Origin of the sequence: Blautia sp. 1001283B150304_161114_C9 (assembly GCF_015668165.1) — a bacterium.
In the GTDB taxonomy this organism is placed as follows: Bacteria; Bacillota; Clostridia; order Lachnospirales; family Lachnospiraceae; genus Blautia_A; species Blautia_A wexlerae.
This window is the reverse complement of the sequence record NZ_JADPGO010000023.1, coordinates 41,667-59,206: the sequence shown is the minus strand read 5'-3', so window position 1 is coordinate 59,206 and position 17,540 is coordinate 41,667. Positions and strand designations below refer to the sequence as shown.

The following is a 17,540-nucleotide window of genomic DNA, read 5'->3' as shown; positions in this document are numbered from 1 at the left end:
ATTTGCTATAACATTATAAAAACGTGTATTTTTTAATCTGTAAGCTGTTTTTCCATTAACCGATACAGTAAGTGACGCATATGCTTCATCGTCGGTTTGATTGGCTGCTCTGATTCTGATTTTATCTTTCATTCCATCACCGGTAACATCATATGCTGCGTATGTCCGATTTGATTTTAATATGACCCCATTTGCCGCTGCTTTTACGGGTCTGGAAAAAATAATTACAAAACCAATTGCCAGAAACATGGTAAGCACAGAAATAAAACTAATTCTTTTTCTCATAAAACATGACCCCTTTCGTGTAGGAATTGCTATAATTTTTATATTTTTATTGTATCATTGTATATGTGCAAATTGTATTTTTTAAGTTACAAAATCCTGAGATAATTTTATGAGAACCAATCCTCTTCCCGATGCATCTAATTAGTGTAAAAGTAAAAAGTAAACACGTGTAGTAATCCGGCTGGACAAAAGGAGAAGACAAAGTTATGACAAAAGATGTATTTATTAAGGAGGTTCGGGATGCAGAAGCCATGCTGTATCATATATCAAAGTCCATTCTGAAGAATGACTCTGATTGTGGGGATGCTGTGCAGGAAACAATTCTTAAGGCATATGAGAAACTTCCCACCTTAAAGAAAGAAAAGTATTTTCGAACATGGATCACAAAAATCTTGATCAATGAATGCAATGGGATTCTTCGGAAAAGAAAAAATGCTATTCCATATGAAGAATATATGGACAATATGAGGCTGACTGAGGAGGACAGATACAGTCATCTGTATATGGCGATTATGGAACTTCCGGAGGATCTGAGGATTTTGGTAACATTGTATTATTTAGAAGGATTCTCACAGAAAGAGATCAGTGAGGCTCTGGATATTCCGGAAGGAACGATTAAAAGCAGACTTTCCCGTGCAAGAGAGTTTTTGAAAGAACAGTTATCCGATGAAGAAGAGAAAAGACCGATGCCTGGGAAAAACAGCAAACCATCAAAGAGAATAACAGGAAAGGGGAAAATGTCATGTTAGAGAACAAATGGAATAATATAGCACCGGAAGTACCACAGGATTTTCATGAGAAATTTGAAGAGACACTGAGACATATTGAGCAGGCAGATGCAGTTGATAAAAAATACAAAAGAAAAAGAATCAGTGGCCGATTACTGATTGTAGCAGCAGTGATCTGTACAGGCATGGGAGTAACAGTGGCGGCAAAAGAGTTCTTTAAATGGAATGACCATCTGTTAAAAAGACTGGAACCATCTGAGGAACAGCAGGAAACGATGCAGGAATCAAACTATATTCAGAATATAGACCAGTCTGTAACACAAAATGGTGTGACGGTTACCCTGACAGATTCTATTCAGGATCAGGGATTCCTGTATGCTTTTTTTGAAGTGAAAACAGATGACAGTATTTCTATGACTGATCATACTTCTTTTGAGGAGATGACACATTTTAAGATCGATGGAAAAGAAGTATATGCAGAAGATGATGACAGATTTGGAAGCCTGAGTACAGGTGTGAGCCAGGATAATCTGCTGAACTATGATCAGGATTCGGCACATTCTAAATATTTCACAGCAGGGATTTCTTATGACAGTGATTATAATCTGAGTAATAAAACTGTAGAAATCACATTGAAGAATCTTACGGAGGAAGGAGATTATGATACGACTGTTATTACAGATGGAACATGGGACTTTAAATGGACCTTGGGTGCAGTAAAGCCTCCGACAACTCTGGAAGTGAACCGGAAATGTGATTTTGGAGGTTATGAAATCACAGTGAAGAAAATGGAAGTAACCCCCCTTTTATGGTCATTATATCTTGATTATGATGAAGCTATGAAGGTGTATGAAGATGAAAAAAACAAATTTGAGTACGCAGGTACGGACTATGGCATGGATCTTTATGGCAGAGCTAATATTGACCAGGTGCGTTATAAAGATGGAACGGTTTTGACACTTGATCTGACCATGGGAGGCATCGCTGGCGGTGGAGAAAAACAGGATAAGGAAAATGGTGTCCTGATCATCAGAAACAGCTTCCCGCAACTGGTTGATGTAGATAATCTGCAGGCGGTACATTTTGGGAACATTGACCAGTGGCTTGAAGTGCGGGAATAAAGGTTTTTTCGGTGATACAGAAAAATTCTCCCATAATTAGATAATGAGAAAATACAAAAAGAACCGATACAAGGTCTTTGCAAGACTGATATCGGTTCTTTTTGGCTAAATCTGCCAACTGTAAAATTTTGTTTATATATTAACGCATCCTGTTCATATACAGGAAACGGATTCTAGCGTATACTGAAATTATTGATTACAAGGTCTGCATAAACTGCAAATACAGATTCCGGGTTATATCCGGAAGCCATATTTTGCACTTACCGGTAAAATCTGTAATAGTTGGCATAAAAGTTCATTACATATTCGATATAAGCTTTAAATCTTTTCATTGTCTGTTCCTCCTCTTCTTTACGGGACGGGGAACATGCACTGGGGCTTTTGAAAAACCAGCTCCGTTATACCAGGGAGGAAAATATCTCCTGTGTGGGAGGCGGCATTTATCCCAACATGCTGTGTGCACACCCTCTGTTCCAGATTGATGGGAATTTGGGACAGAGAATATGATTTTTGATTGATCTGTCCTGAGGGGCTGGAATCATTGGCAGCCGTATCATGTAAAAGCACATGGTACGGCTGTTTTTAGTACCTGGAATATTTTATAGCACCTTGACTGATAATCATGAAAAGCATGGAAGTGTTCAAACTAATCTTTTGGGGATTTTCTGAGATTGTTAAAAAAAATTGCAACTTTTTTGGGAGTTTGCACGTCTAATAAGTAGAAGCGCATAAAGAAAGGCTTTTATACAAGATTTCCTGATGACCGGTCTGATATAGGAGAAAGGAGACGACAATGAATGAGATTTTGATACGAAAAGCAAAGAAAGGCGATAAAGATGCTTTTTGTCGGCTTATAGATGAGAATGTACAGAGTATGTACAAGGTTGCAGCAGCATATCTGAAAAATGATGAAGATGTTGCGGATGCAATACAGGATACGATTCTTTCCTGCTATGAAAATCTAAAAAGTCTGAAACAGAACAGATATTTCAAGACATGGATGATCCGAATTCTGATCAATAAGTGCAAGGACATGATACAGAAGAAAAAGCTGGTTACTTATACGGATCAGATGCCGGAAACGCCTTTTCACGAAGAAAAATATGCAGCAATGGAATGGATCCAGGCCTTAGAGCCATTGGACAGTAAATACCGCTTGGTTGTTCTTCTATACTATATGGAAGGATTTGGTATCCGGGAAATCAGTGACATTCTGGATATGAAGGAAAGCACTGTAAAATCTCGTCTTTATCGTGGCAGAAAACAGATTGCAGAGATGTATGGATATAAGGTTAAGGAGGGACGTGCCTAATGACGACTTTAAATTATAATGAGAAAGACTTCCAGAAAAAACTTCAAAAGGATATAGAAATGCCGGAAATCGTGCATGAACATATTAATCAGGCATATCGTTTGATTGAAAATAACGCTGTTTTACAGAAAAAAGCATCAAAGGATCCATATCATTGGATGAAAAGTGGAGGCAGGATAGCAGGAGGGATGGCAGCGGTACTGGCAGTAGGATTTGTATTCTGTGCAATCAATCCGGTAATGGCAAAAAATATCCCGGTTGTAGGAGGACTCTTTGAAATTTTACAGGATAATGTGAGTTTCTTTGGTGACTTTTCAGATCATGCAACAACTTTGGAAGCTGTTGATGGAACGAAGACAGATAGCAGTGAAACAGACGGAGCCAAGACAGATCATGCCAATAATGATGCTATTTACACTAAGACAGCAGATGGGCTGACAATTACATGTTCTGAGGTATACGCAAACAGCCAGGCAATTTATGTGACTATGCAGTTTAAAAGTGATAAACCGTTCCCAGAAACAGAAACTGGGGCGGAAAGTGGAACACCAGTCATTGATCTGGATATGACAGGGGGTGTGGACTTTAATTCAGAGGCTAGCCCGGTAATTGACGGTCAAGTGGAAGGAAAATTTCTGGATGATAACACCTATGCATGTATTTTCCGTTATGATTTGGCTGAAGCCGCAAAAGATTATACGGAATATAATGAGAAATACAATGAAATGACACAGCAGGTAATGGATGAGATGGGAATAACTCAGGCGGACTTAGATGATCAGACGGATGAAGGTTATGCGCTGCTGGAAGAGTTTATCAATAAATTGTCTGAACGTGGTGGAGCATATCAGAAGTACATTAAAGATATTGATATTCCAGATACCTTTAACCTGCATCTGGATATTACGAAGGTAAGAGGACTGGAAGCAAACTATCAGTGGTCAGAAGAGGATGAGAAAAAATATGGAAGGGATGCTGGCTACTACAAATATGAAGGTGACTGGAGCTTCGATATCCCGGTTACGGTAGATGATTCCCAGACAGAAGTATTGGAACTCAATGATACAAACGATGCAGGTATTGGACTTAAATCGGTGATTCGTACTCCATATGAATTGACGGTAAATGAACTTTATAAGGAAGGTTCCAACAGTGATTGCTTTATGGTAGCTCTTGATGCCAATGGAAACACACTTCCGTACAATGAGTCTACTGGAAACTGTAATAACTTCGCAATTCAGGACAGAGATATTTCTACGGTAGACATTTATTTTCTGGATTATGTCCAGTATATGGATGAGCTGAAAGGCCAGCAGAATTTTGATAATCCTACGAAAGAGGATGGACAAAAATGGAAAAAACTTCTGGAGGAGAATGCGAAGTACCATAAGACATTGCATTTTGACAATGACAATGTAAAAAACTAGTTGATATAAAAGAAAGATGAATAAGATATGAGACAAAAAGAAGTGATGGGGCAATCAATAAGAACTTCAAAATCGGCAAGACCCGGAACAATTAGCACAGCTCATGCAGGAAATTCAATCAGGAACCCAGACAACCAGGGAACCGGTATATTCTATGAGAGCAAATGCACATGGGATCAATGATCTCGGAGATACATATATAGAGGTAGATCTTACAGAGCAGTATATGTGGTATTATCAGAATGGAAATATTATTTTTCAATCAGAAATCGTATCCGGACTGCTAGGTGATCCGGATAGAAAAACACCCCCTGGAATATTCACACTGAATTCAAAGAGCAGTCCGTCTGTGCTGCGAGGTGAAATGACAGCAAATGGAACCTATTCTTATGAACAGCCGGTAACGTACTGGATGCCATTCAATGGAGGAATTGGCTTTCATGATGCAGACTGGCAGCCGTATTTTGGTGGTGACAGATATCTTACAGGTGGTTCTCATGGATGCATCAATCTTCCCCCGGAAAATGCCGGGCAGCTTTACAGCCTTATTCAGTATGATGTCCCGATAATTTGTTTTTACTAATTCTATATTATTCTGCCAGACGGCTTTAATTAATATGTTTTCAATCTGCCGGAGATTTGTTTTGGAAAAGAAGACCTCATTTTTAAAGAATTAAAAAATACCTGTGATGTGGGCAAAATTTTTTCAGGATCTTTTAAAAGATTGTGACCGGGAGATATATTCAAATCCGCAATTTTATACACGGAAGAAAACAAAGTAATAGTAAGTCGAATGGCTGTGTATTAAAATTAGGTAATGTAATTGAAGAAAAGATATGATATCATATGGGTAACAAACTGAATTGTGTGTGGAGGTGATGGCTGTGAAGAAAAAAGTGGCAATAGTGTTGGTCATTATTAGTATTGTTGCTATAAGTACAATGATTATGTTTTCAATATATAAGTCTTCAGAAGCCTGTCGAAAAGCAAATGCCGCGATACAGTGGGATTGTTCTGTAACCTGTGCGGAAGAGTCAACGCCTGATTCTTATGTAATTACATATTCCGATGCAAAAATTTCATCCAAAACAGGCGTGTTGACGGTTCAGAACAGAAACGATTTTGATATTATTGTGTATTTGCTCTGCGAAGGAAAACAGGAACTCGTGTCTGGCAGGATTCCTGCAGGTGGCTGCTATTCTTTTCTGAACGTTACAGATGAAGAATACACGGTAGGCATCCATGCTGATGTTGATGAAAATACGGATATAAAAGTATTTGTATATGACGGAAAAGACACCGAACCATATACAAGATAATTGATAAGACAAAGGAATATTGAAAAAAATATTCGCAGATATTTTGGGATATGAAGTTCAGGAATGGATAATGGATTTAGAAGCATTAGGAATTCACTCATATGACTTGGATGATCTGGCACAAACACAGAAAACATTCCACTGCCGATAAAAAAGGCAGCTTTTCCCTATATCTACACGCCATAGGTATCGAAAACCTATGGCGTTTTTTATAAAATTTTTTTCTTGAAAGCAAATGACTGTTTTTCAAGTCTAATAATTATAAGAAGAAAGGGAGGTACTTTATGGATGCTTTAATAACAGAGGCTAAAAATGGAGATAAAGAAGCATTTGTCAGATTAATCCGGATGAATAAGCAGAGCCTGTATAAAACTGCCTGGATTTATCTTCGGGATGAGCAGGACATTGCAGATGCCCTGCAAAATACAATCCTATCCTGCTATGAAAATATACAGAGACTGAGAGAGCCGAAGTATTTTAAAACCTGGCTGATGCGGATCCTTATAAATGAGTGCAAGGACATTCTCCGCCAAAAGAACCATGCAGCAGAACTGGATGATTTTGCAGAAGGTGTACATTGTGAAGAACTGAATCTCTGTGAATGGAAACAATTGCTTTTATGCCTGGATGAAGAAAGTAGGAAAATCGTGGAACTCTATTATTTTGATGAATTTTCAGTTAAGGAAATCAGTGCCCTTCTTGAAATGAACAGCAATACCGTATCAACCAAACTTTCCCGGGCAAGAGCAAAATTAAAAAAGGTGATCAGGAGGTGAGACTATATGAAGGAAATCAGAAGGATTTTAAAAGAAGAAACTACAATACCAGAAAATATTGATAAAGCTATGGAAGATGTTCTGAGCGGAATTTTAAATTCCCCAGATGAGAAAACAACGGGGGATTTAAGTAAAAAAACAGATGGAGAAAGAACGAAAAATTCAGGAAATAAGAAAAAAATAATTCGGATTCTTCTTCCGGTAGCTGCTATATTAGGAGTTAGTACTGGTGTACTTGCAACAAATATCGGACGACTGTATAAAGAACTTGAACAACAGGGTGTCGCTGAACAGGAGGCAGCTCAAATGGTTGTCACAGAACCTGAGTCAACTGCAGAAAATGTGGAAAATATTACTTCTTATCCAATAACTCCCGAGGCGGTCGATTGGAATCAGTCCATGCTGACTGTTAAAGAAGCGTATTTTGATGGCGGCGGTTTAAGTTTTGTGGGAGAACCTTCCAATGAGGCAAAGAATTATATGATCACTTGCCGTGATCATGCAACGGTGAATGGAAAAGATGCACTGGCTTCTTTAAATAAAATAGAAGGAGAAGATCTTTATTATGGGCATATTACTTTGTATGATGACGCTTTGATTGAGAAAATATTAAATGAAGATTCTGAAGTAGAACTTTCCATGACTATTCAGGCATATCCTGTTTATGACGGTAAAATTTATTATACCTGGAAAGACACTGAAGCTTACGAAAAGATTTTTAAAATTGGTTCTTTTACAGATTCAGAAGGAAGGATTTCTTATGCACTTCCTGCGGAGGACGTTTACAGAGGATATACGCCTCAGACTCTTACGTTAACCCTTCCATTAAAGGATGAAGTAAGGGATATCATTGAAAAATATAGAAAAGAAGGGAAATTGCAGGCTGCTGACACCGGAATAGAACCATCTTCGGGTGAGAGTACGCAGAACACAACAGATTTGGATAGTTCGTCAAATACTACGAGTGTAAATGAAAAATATGATCCGGAGAAAACAATATTACAGGTAAAGAAAAACCATGTAACAGCTTCTTTGCCAGGGAAATCAGGAACCCTTACAATAGAAGCTGATGTTACCGGGAATACTGATGACGTTTCAAAGGGAGTTCTGAAAAAATGCAATATATCAGAGAAAGATATCTGCTCCTGGTTTGGCGGGAAAGATGGATGGGAAAAATCTGTAACAGATGAAATGGTCTGGGAAAATAAAGAAAAAGGACTGCAGTTATTTATTTCAGATGGGATGATAGAGTGTGATGGATTAAATGAAAAAGATCTGGGATTTTTAGGCGAGAATACGGAAAATGAGAAACTAAATATTATAAATCAACTGTTTTCCAAAGCTGATTTAGCTGGAACTTCTGTAAGAAAATCAATTAGCGACATGACGGAAGGATATGATTATTACGACACAGAAGTTATGTTGAATGGAATACCGGCAGGTGGACTTTCTCAGTATCATTATCAGGGAAGCACAGGATTTGGTCTCAAGCCTGAAGACTGCTATTTCAAAATACCAATCCCGCTTCAGGTGAAAGAGAAAGAAACAGTTACTATGCTTCCCATGGAAGAAATTATGAAATCGGTGGAACAATATGTAAAAGAAGGAAAAATCGGATTTTTTACGGAAGAGGACACGACGGAGAAAACAGAACCAATCACGATTCCAGTTACGAAAATCCGCCTGAAATATTATATTGATGAAACTGCAGATGGAATTGTTTACAGACCTGTATGGAGTTTCTGCTGTCCCTACCAATGGAAGGATTCACCAGAAGAACAGGAATTGTTTTATATAGACGGAGAAACCGGGACTTTGATCCGGGACGCATTTGGATGGTAGACATGAAAAACAAATGAAAAACAAATTTTATGGGGAACATGACCATGGATGATGCCATAGCTTCTAAGGCAAAGCTTTCGTCATAGGCCTTGCATCTGCTTGAAGATAGTTAAGAATAGTTAAGGTACAGTTAAATGAACAGGTAAGAATTAAATGTTATTGTATAAGTACATTCTAAGAGATAACTCTTAGAAAATAATACATGAGGAGAAAAGTAAAGGAGCATTTATGAAAATAAAATGTACGTTCCATATTGCAATAGCATTCATTCTTATTCAGCTTACGGATGAATTTAGTATAGCATTTGCATATGGGATATGTGAGAAGAATCCATATGTGAGAATTCTATATGTGACACTTGCGATTTTGAGCCTGCTGACCATGATATATTTATATACGAAGTATATTATAAGAATTCAAATGCAGGATTTGTTTTTAGGAATGCCGCTTCCGAAAAAAAAGTGGTGTATAACAGCGGTATTAATGCCAGTATTAATATGCCTTTTTTATATATTTTTTACAAAGGGAACATTTGAAAAAGGAAACCTTACATATAAAGAAATCATAGATGTAGTTACAATTTCTATTTTATCATCAGGTATTAAAGCGGCAGTAACAGAAGAAATTGTCTTTCGTGGTATGATTTTAAGATTGCTTCAGAATACTTTTGGAAAGAAATGTGCAGTGTTTGTTTCAAGTTTTTTATTCGCTGTTTATCATTTTGATGGGATTGATACTTCTGATATAAAAAAAGTAATTATGATGATTATTTCTGTTGAAATTGCAGGAATTGCATTGGCACTTGTTACAGAGCAGACAGGTTCTATATGGTCTTCGGTTATGATTCATTGTCTGTATAATATTCTATCAGGAGAAAGCCAGATTTTTCATATTGATGTGGCACAGAACTTTCCTGCAATATGGATGTATACTGTAAACAGTAAAAATATGTTGCTTACAGGAATTAATGGTTCGGTAGGGTTTACAGCTTCAATTCCAACAATGGCAGGATTTACCGGGATCATATTAATGGTGATTTATGATGAAAAAAAGAAAAAAACATATGGGAAAAAGTTGTAGTAAAATTATTCTTCTGATTTTAATTCTGGCAGCATGGATAGTTGTGACAGTAAGAGCGAAAAAAACTGAAGAGGGTATTATATTGACAGACGCTTACAAAAAACAGATAATGGAAAGTGCAGAGTGGAAGAAGATATTTTTACATACAGAAAATTATCCGGATATTCTTTTAGAGGATTTAAAAAGAAATCCGGAAATGCTGGAATTTGTCGAAGGATACAATGATGTACATAAGAAGTCTTCTGAAGGACTTACATTTGAGGAACGGAAGAAAAAAGTTCCTTTATTTATTCAATGGGATAAAAGATGGGGATATGAACCTTATGGAACAAGTGATATAGGAATTTCCGGATGTGGTCCGACGTGCATGGCAATGGTAATATACAGTTTAACCAGAAATACAGAGGCAACACCACCTGTGCTTGCGCAAAAATCCATGAACGAGGGATATTGTGTAGAGGGTATTGGAACATCCTGGAAATTCATGAGAGAAGCTGCTTTGGATTACGGTGTAATTGCTTCGCAATTTGATATGCTGGGAGAACAGGAAATGGCCGACAGACTTAAAGATGGAAATCTGATAATCTGTGCTATGGGTCCCGGAGATTTTACAAATTCAGGGCATTTTATTGTTATTTATGATTATTCCAGAAAGAAATTTTCTGTAAACGATCCATTCAGCTATACAAACAGTTCAAAAAAATGGGAATATACGACCCTGATTTCTCAATGTCAGCAAATATGGGTATATGCAGCTTAAGCAATTCCATAAAATACTGCAAACAACCCAGTCCATCATAGCGTGAAGTCCTGCGTCAGATATCTTTGCCGTGCGTCAGTACGCCTGCAGGTATCTTCCTTGTCCTTCGCACTCTGCTGAACTGTCTTGATTGCATTATTTTATGGAATTGCTATAGAAGACGAAAGGATGAAAATGGATAATCATATTTTGGTTGTAGAAGATGATGCAGCAATTAGAGAAGGAGTGAGGATACTTCTTGAAGGTGAGGGATATATTGTTCAGGAAGCAGAGGATGGATATCAGTGTTTGAAAAAAGTATCAGATGATATTGACCTTGTTATTCTTGATATTATGATGCCGGGAATATCCGGGATAAAAACTTGTGAAGAAATTCGAAAAATCTCACATGTTCCAGTGTTGTTTCTGACAGCCAAAAGTCAGGAATCTGATAAATTACTCGGACTTATGGCAGGAGGTGATGACTATCTCGTGAAACCATTTTCGTATGCGGAACTTCTTGCCCGGGTTAAAGCGTTACTACGAAGATATCATATATATAGTCAGACATTACAAGGTGAGAAGACAAAAGAACATTGGATTGAATATGGAAAAGTAAAAGTGAATACTCAATGTAATGAGGTATTCCGCAATGAAAAGGAAATCAGTCTCAGAGAAATGGAATACAGAATCTTATTGCTTATGATGGAAAACCCGAAAAAAGTATTCTCGGTAAAAAATCTTTATGAGAGTTTGTGGGAGGAGCCGTTCTTATATTCATCTGGAAATACTGTTATGGTGCATATCCGAAGATTACGAATGAAAATCGAAGATGATCCACAAAAACCAAAGATGATTCAAACCGTATGGGGAAAGGGATATCGCCTTGGATAAAATTTGCGGAAATAGTTTGACAGGCAAGATAATTTGCTATCTTATGCAGGGGTTATTAGCAGGTTTATTAGTGTTAAGCGTGACATATTTCGGGGGAAAGGGGTTACTGCAACGCTTTTTCTTTCGTACAGGATATGTTTATGCTGAAGAGACAGAACGTGCAGAAGAACTTCAGGAATATGTCACACAAAATAAGTTGAGTGCATCTGATTATAAAATGTTGAAAAAATGGGGTACAGAACGAAATATTGATGACTTCACGATTTCAAGGGGAAAATGGCTGTTGTTTGATATTTCCTACAACGGTAAAATTATGTATGGCAGCAGAGAAATACCAAATCTGACATGGAGAATGTACCACAGAATTTCATTTAAGGATGGAGCGGCAGATGTATATATATATGAAGGAACAGCGGATAAATATTTTAACATATTGATGGTCTTTTCTGTTGTACTTGGAGTCGCGGCGTGTATTGGAATTGTTGTATCCGGAATGTATGAGAATGTAAAATATATACAATGCCTTATGAAAGAGGTAAATATAATCAGCAGAGGAAATTTGCAGGGGAATGTAACTGTTCAGGGAACAGATGAAATTGCACAGTTAGCCAGTGGACTGGAACATATGAGACAAACATTAGTGAAAAAAGAGCAGATAGAGTATGACCTGAAGAGTGCACAGGAGAAGCTGGTGTTAGGAATGTCACATGATCTGCGTACTCCTCTGACTGGTTTGATGGCATATCTTGAGATTCTAAAAAAGCAGCAAAAAGAAGGTGCGGTTACTCAGGAATATATAAATAAAGCCTTTGATCGTGTACTTCAGATCAGAGATTTGTCGGAGCAGATGTTTGAATATTTTTTTGTAAATTCACGACACCATATAGAACTGGAACCTGCAGAAGATATTATGTGTGCTTTTGGAGATTATCTTTCTGAACTGTGTGCTTTACTGGAATATGAAGGATTTAAAGTAAATACAGATCGGTTGGAGTGGAGACAGATATCTGTATGTATAAATACAGATTTTATCGGCAGAATTATGAATAATATTATTTCTAATATTGAAAAATATGGAAAACATGAAAATGAGGTATGTATACAGCTTTGTTATGGGAATGAAGAAGTAGGAATCAGTATTCAAAATAGTATTACCAGATTTGATTCTGAACATCAAAAAACAGGGATTGGGTTGCAGAATATTTCTATTATGATGGAGCAGATGGATGGGCGAATGGAAGTTAACGCAGACGATTTAACTTATTGTATAGTTTTGTATTTTCCAGAGAAAAAAGAGTATCATAAAATTTCAAAAGTATAGAGAAATCTGTTGGCATAGATGCCTGTTCAGGCAGACAATCATAAACAGGGTATCCGCAGAGTAGAAAATTATTTACACGCCATAGGCATTGGAAAAAACCTATGGCGCTTTTTATGTCCATTTCTGAAGGAATACCGGAAATAAAACTGGCAAAAGTAAAAATGAAGATGGAGTTTCAGAGTGAAAGTGATGGAGCACCACTCTGAGTGAAATTTACATAACATGACTCACTTGAAAAATCACCTGTTCTTTGTAAAAAATATAAAATTTTGTGCATGTTTTGTATTATATCTTTTATGTAAATTCAGTATGAACAGAGTTATTATAATGACGTAAAATCCAAAAAAATCAGAGAAAATTGTTGAGGTACCATAGCATGAAATCTAAATACATGGCAGTAATACCGTTTTTGTTTGCTTTTGGGGTATTACTGATATCAGGATGTTCAGTTACAACACAGAAAAGTACATCTTCACAGGAAAATATGCCAGAGATAATCATTGGAAGTGACGATTTTCCACCTTTTAATTATTCCGATGAAAATGGAGAACCGGCAGGGATTGATGTTGACATTGCAAATGAAGCTCTGGGACGCCTTGGTTATAGGTCGGTATTTACAAAGATTGTATGGGATGATAAAGATAAAGATCTGGAAAATAAGGAGATAGACTGTTTATGGGGGTGCTTTTCCATGGATGGCCGGGAGAATGATTATAAGTGGGCAGGTTCATATATGGTGAGCCGGCAGGTCGTTGCAGTCAATGAAAACAGTAATATAAAGAAGCTTAGTGATCTGTCGGGAAAAGTAATCGCAGTACAGGCTTCCACAAAGCCTGAGGATATCTTTCTTAACAGGACGAATCCTTCTATTCCATTGGTAAAAGATGTGTATAGCTTAGAAAACCGAAAATTGCTTTTTACCTCTCTTGGAAAAGGTTATGTTGATGCTATAGCAGCTCATGAAACTTCCATACAACAGTATATAAAAGATTACGGGGCAAAGATAAGAATCCTGGACGAAGCTATCCTGACTACAGGAATCGGGGTAGCTTTTCCTGAAAACACGGATAGTGAACTTCCGGAAAAACTCACAGAAATCTTTAAAGAAATGAGAAAAGATGGAAGTGAAGAGAAAATTCTAAAAAAATATCTTCCCGAAACCAGTGGATATCTGGAGGTGGATAAAATTGAAAATAACTAAACTGTCCAGACGGCAGACTCAAATCATCGTTATCACGGCGGGACTGCTTCTGTTTCTGATAACTATAGTTTATTCTGTAAAAACCGATATAAAAGCAGTTGCCAGGCAAATGGACGAGACTCTGAAATATGTGAAAGAACAATGTTATATTTATAACAGATATAATGAAGCATCCCAAACAAAAGGTTTAATGCGTGCAATTGAAAATGCCCAGCAGGTTAATCGTAATCTGACGCATACAAAGGATGAAGTTACAAAGGATAAGCTGAAAACATATGCTGCAAGTATCGTTCTTGAGGATGGGTCACAGGTGGATCTGGCTGCATATGGACGCTCTGACGAAAAAGGCATAATTATCACTTTTTATCATACATCGGCTGAGTATGCCAGAAACTATAATCTTACGATCCAGAGCCTTCTTAGTGGCTATGATACATATTCCAGCGGAATGATCGTTGTAACAGATGGAAAAAATGTGGTTGCTTCAAATGACGAAAATCTGATCGGATAGAGCTCTGGAGGTATTAATATTATCCAACAGGAAAAACAGAAACCAGTTAACAAACTGGTCCGTGTTTCAGACAGAAAATGCAGATATATTGGCAGAATGACTAAGGGGCGTTATTACTATGTTTATATGTTTATAGATGAGCAAATGGCGTTTGCTTCTGTTTTTAAAAACCTGTTGGTTGTGTTACTGTTGTATATTTTTGTGGCTGCTTCCGTATTTGCCTTCCGCAGGAGATCAAATGCGCAATTGTTGAAGATTCAGATGATGCAGGAAGAAGCCTGTAAGCAGAAACTTTTGCAAGAAGCTCAAAGAGCTGACATGGCAAATAATGCAAAAACAGAATTTCTGCAGCGAATGAGTCATGATATCCGAACTCCTATTAACGGAATCCGTGGCATGATCGAGGTGGCTGATTATTATAAAGATGATTTAAAAAAGCAAGATGAGTGCCGCAGGAAAATATGGGATGCTTCAGGATACCTCTTGGAGCTTATTAATGAAGTGCTTGATATGAGCAAATTAGAGTCAGAGGAAATTGTGCTGGAAAATAAGGATTTTGATATTAACAGGCTACTGCACGAAATAAGAGAAGTGATAGAAAAACAGGTATATGAACGTGGAATCAGCTTATCTGAAAAAGAATACAATCTGAAATACAGATATTTGAATGGGAGTCCGGTCCATTTAAAAAGAATCCTTATGAATATCATAAGTAATGCTGTCAAGTATAATAAAGAAAAAGGAGAGATACTGCTCAGCTATTATGAAACACAGGTAGATAACAGGCATATACTGTTTGAGTTTCAATGCAAGGATACAGGAGTTGGAATGAGTAAAGAATTTCAGAACCATATTTTTGAACCATTTACTCAGGAAACAGGCGGTGCAAGATCTGTTTATGGAGGAACAGGTCTTGGTATGCCAATTACAAAAAAACTAATAGAGAAAATGGGCGGTACGATTAAATTTGAATAACTGTGTGTCGCATTCTCGTTACTTCATAAATATATTGACTTAAATGAAAAACTAAATTCCAGTTGTAGACTATTTAAGTAGAATTGGAATTTAGTTTTTCATTTAAGTATTGTAGTAGTGATGAGTTAGATGCACTATTTTTTTGAAAAAGGTAGAACAAATGTTTGCAAAATGTTCTTGCATATGGTATAATAAAAACATGGAGAAAAATATGTTTAATATCAATAATAATGAACTTTCATATGGTAGAGGATATGTGTATTCCCTGCAGTATCATCTGGTATGGTGTACAAAATACCGGAAAAAGGTTTTAAAAGATGGTATTGATACAGAATGCAAAGAAATGCTCTGTGACCTTGCAGAAGAATATAAATTTCAGATCCTGGCAATGGAGGTTATGCCGGATCATATCCATCTGCTTGTAGACTGCAGACCACAGTTTTATATCTCTGATATGATCAAGATCATGAAGGGGAACATTGCCCGGCAGATGTTTCTTGCGCATCCAGAACTGAAGAAAGAGCTTTGGGGAGGGCATCTGTGGAATCCATCTTATTGTGCAGTAACGGTGAGTGACAGGAGCAGGGAACAGGTATGTTCTTATATCGAGGGGCAAAAAGAAAAACAGTAACCTGAAAGAATCCGTTTTTTATATTTGTAAGAAAGAGGAAAAAAGATGAGGACAGTATCCAGTTATGGTGTAGAATTGCGAAAACAAAATATCCCGATCCGCCAGACACTGGATATTTATCGTTCTGCGGTCAGTTGTCTGATTGAGATCTATGCCCAGATATGGGATGAACTGGCAGTGATCACAGAACCTAAAAAACGTTTCGACACGGCAGAACATCTGGTACATACCACCAAAAAGAACCAGGCAAGGTTTGATTTTGACCTGCGTTTTCCAAAGATGCCTTCTTATCTCAGAAGGGCAGCTATCCAGCATGCCCTGGGAAGTGTATCCTCATATAAGACAAGGATGGAACTGTGGAAAAAAACGGATCAGAAAGGCGGCAGGCCGAAGCTGGTGTGTGATAATCATGCCATGCCGGTATTCTACCGAGATGTGATGTATCGTGAGGATACAGAAGAAAAAGATGGAGCGTGCCTGAAACTTTATGATGGTCATGACTGGAAATGGTTCCGGGTCAGCCTCAGCCATACAGATATGGAATATCTAAGAAAGAACTGGGTAGGAAAAAAAGCTGCAGCACCCGTGCTGGAAAAAAGGCATCGTAAATACTTCCTGCGTTTTTCTTATACGGAAGAAGTGCCGCTTACAAAGACACCTGTAAAAGAACAGATCATCTGCAGTGTGGATTTAGGACTCAATACGGATGCAGTCTGTACCATTATGCGGGCAGATGGAACTGTCCTGGGAAGAAAGTTTATTGATTTTCCCAGTGAAAAAGACCGGATGTACCGTGTGCTGGGACGAATAAGCAGGTTCCAGAGGAAACATGGTTCTGCACAGGTGAAAAGCAGATGGGCCTACGCGAAGCGTCTTAACACAGAACTTGGAAGAAAGATTGCAGGTGCAGTCACAGGATATGCAGAAGAAAACCATGTGGATGTGATTGTGTTTGAGTATCTGGAAATAAAAGGAAAGATATCCGGAAGAAAGAAACAGAAGCTGCATCTGTGGAGAAAAAGAGATATCCAGAAAAGATGTGAACATCAGGCGCATCACAGAGGGATGCGGATTTCCAGAATCTGTGCATGGAATACCAGCAGGCTTGCCTATGATGGGTCAGGAATAGTTGTCCGCGATCCGGGCAATCACAGTTTATGTACATTCCAGAATGGAAAAAGATATAACTGTGATCTTTCAGCGTCCTATAATATTGGAGCAAGATATTTTATACGGGAACTTTTAAAACCCATTCCGGTAACGGAAAGGTCTTTGCTGGAGGCAAAAGTCCCTTCAGTAAAGCGTAGGATCTCATGTGTATATGCGGACTTAAGAGAACTATTTTTAGAAATGGAACTCTTAAGAGCAGCATAAACAC

19 protein-coding genes are annotated in these 17,540 nt (G+C 37.7%); 18 read left to right on the top strand and 1 reads right to left on the bottom strand.

The annotated features are described in order from the left end of the window. Nucleotides 1-285, bottom strand: a 285-nt coding sequence (locus tag I4V44_RS12315) for a hypothetical protein (protein ID WP_196002785.1), incomplete at its 3' end; no start/stop codon positions are given. A gap of 206 nt (nucleotides 286-491) precedes the next feature. Between I4V44_RS12315 and I4V44_RS12310 the strand changes: the two genes are divergently transcribed. The 18 genes from I4V44_RS12310 to I4V44_RS12230 all read left to right on the top strand — a co-directional run bounded on the left by I4V44_RS12310 (nucleotide 492) and on the right by I4V44_RS12230 (nucleotide 17,536). Beyond that, nucleotides 492-1,034, top strand: a complete 543-nt coding sequence (locus I4V44_RS12310) for an RNA polymerase sigma factor (protein ID WP_196002784.1) — start codon at nucleotides 492-494, stop codon at nucleotides 1,032-1,034. Then, complete coding sequence (locus I4V44_RS12305) at nucleotides 1,028-2,134, top strand: DUF4179 domain-containing protein (RefSeq protein WP_196002783.1); 1,107 nt, start codon at nucleotides 1,028-1,030, stop codon at nucleotides 2,132-2,134. The genes I4V44_RS12310 and I4V44_RS12305 overlap by 7 nt, the downstream gene beginning before the upstream one ends. Before the next feature lie 330 nt (nucleotides 2,135-2,464). Continuing rightward, nucleotides 2,465-2,641 (top strand): glycosyl hydrolase family 95 catalytic domain-containing protein, encoded by a 177-nt coding sequence (locus I4V44_RS18565; protein WP_420314763.1) that lies wholly within the window; start codon nucleotides 2,465-2,467, stop codon nucleotides 2,639-2,641. A gap of 286 nt (nucleotides 2,642-2,927) precedes the next feature. Beyond that, nucleotides 2,928-3,446 (top strand): RNA polymerase sigma factor, encoded by a 519-nt coding sequence (locus tag I4V44_RS12300; RefSeq protein ID WP_008703676.1) that lies wholly within the window; start codon nucleotides 2,928-2,930, stop codon nucleotides 3,444-3,446. Next, nucleotides 3,446-4,873, top strand: a complete 1,428-nt coding sequence (locus tag I4V44_RS12295) for a DUF4179 domain-containing protein (RefSeq protein WP_196002782.1) — start codon at nucleotides 3,446-3,448, stop codon at nucleotides 4,871-4,873. The genes I4V44_RS12300 and I4V44_RS12295 overlap by 1 nt, the downstream gene beginning before the upstream one ends. Nucleotides 4,874-4,976: 103 nt before the next feature. After that, nucleotides 4,977-5,456 carry a L,D-transpeptidase gene (locus I4V44_RS12290; RefSeq protein WP_243104611.1) on the top strand — a complete coding sequence of 160 codons (480 nt, stop codon included), beginning with the start codon at nucleotides 4,977-4,979 and terminating at the stop codon, nucleotides 5,454-5,456. Between the two features lie 295 nt (nucleotides 5,457-5,751). After that, complete coding sequence (locus I4V44_RS12285) at nucleotides 5,752-6,192, top strand: hypothetical protein (protein ID WP_118331121.1); 441 nt, start codon at nucleotides 5,752-5,754, stop codon at nucleotides 6,190-6,192. A gap of 284 nt (nucleotides 6,193-6,476) precedes the next feature. Beyond that, nucleotides 6,477-6,968 carry a sigma-70 family RNA polymerase sigma factor gene (locus I4V44_RS12280; protein WP_025577142.1) on the top strand — a complete coding sequence of 164 codons (492 nt, stop codon included), beginning with the start codon at nucleotides 6,477-6,479 and terminating at the stop codon, nucleotides 6,966-6,968. A gap of 6 nt (nucleotides 6,969-6,974) precedes the next feature. After that, the gene (locus I4V44_RS12275; protein ID WP_243280275.1) at nucleotides 6,975-8,810 is read left to right on the top strand and encodes a hypothetical protein; all 1,836 of its coding nucleotides are present in this window, start codon (nucleotides 6,975-6,977) and stop codon (nucleotides 8,808-8,810) included. Between the two features lie 228 nt (nucleotides 8,811-9,038). Beyond that, a complete protein-coding gene (locus I4V44_RS12270) occupies nucleotides 9,039-9,890 on the top strand; it encodes a CPBP family intramembrane glutamic endopeptidase (protein ID WP_118592845.1) in 852 nt (283 codons plus the stop codon). Continuing rightward, nucleotides 9,874-10,650: a C39 family peptidase gene (locus I4V44_RS12265; protein WP_182437334.1), complete on the top strand. Its 777-nt coding sequence runs from the start codon at nucleotides 9,874-9,876 to the stop codon at nucleotides 10,648-10,650. The genes I4V44_RS12270 and I4V44_RS12265 overlap by 17 nt, the downstream gene beginning before the upstream one ends. A gap of 168 nt (nucleotides 10,651-10,818) precedes the next feature. After that, nucleotides 10,819-11,523 carry a response regulator transcription factor gene (locus I4V44_RS12260; RefSeq protein ID WP_118592843.1) on the top strand — a complete coding sequence of 235 codons (705 nt, stop codon included), beginning with the start codon at nucleotides 10,819-10,821 and terminating at the stop codon, nucleotides 11,521-11,523. A 70-nt stretch (nucleotides 11,524-11,593) separates the two neighbouring features. After that, nucleotides 11,594-12,844 (top strand): HAMP domain-containing sensor histidine kinase, encoded by a 1,251-nt coding sequence (locus I4V44_RS12255; RefSeq protein WP_243104488.1) that lies wholly within the window; start codon nucleotides 11,594-11,596, stop codon nucleotides 12,842-12,844. 376 nt (nucleotides 12,845-13,220) lie between these two features. Beyond that, nucleotides 13,221-14,045: a substrate-binding periplasmic protein gene (locus I4V44_RS12250; protein ID WP_118566154.1), complete on the top strand. Its 825-nt coding sequence runs from the start codon at nucleotides 13,221-13,223 to the stop codon at nucleotides 14,043-14,045. Next, nucleotides 14,032-14,556 (top strand): hypothetical protein, encoded by a 525-nt coding sequence (locus I4V44_RS12245; protein ID WP_020994000.1) that lies wholly within the window; start codon nucleotides 14,032-14,034, stop codon nucleotides 14,554-14,556. Before I4V44_RS12250 ends, I4V44_RS12245 begins: the two co-directional genes overlap by 14 nt. Before the next feature lie 246 nt (nucleotides 14,557-14,802). Continuing rightward, complete coding sequence (locus tag I4V44_RS12240) at nucleotides 14,803-15,531, top strand: sensor histidine kinase (RefSeq protein WP_165858238.1); 729 nt, start codon at nucleotides 14,803-14,805, stop codon at nucleotides 15,529-15,531. A 199-nt stretch (nucleotides 15,532-15,730) separates the two neighbouring features. Then, nucleotides 15,731-16,162, top strand: coding sequence for an IS200/IS605 family transposase (tnpA, locus tag I4V44_RS12235; protein ID WP_118566207.1), 432 nt, complete (start codon nucleotides 15,731-15,733; stop codon nucleotides 16,160-16,162). Between the two features lie 45 nt (nucleotides 16,163-16,207). Continuing rightward, nucleotides 16,208-17,536: an IS200/IS605 family element transposase accessory protein TnpB gene (locus tag I4V44_RS12230; RefSeq protein WP_118592841.1), complete on the top strand. Its 1,329-nt coding sequence runs from the start codon at nucleotides 16,208-16,210 to the stop codon at nucleotides 17,534-17,536. The last annotated feature ends 4 nt before the right edge of the window (nucleotides 17,537-17,540 follow it).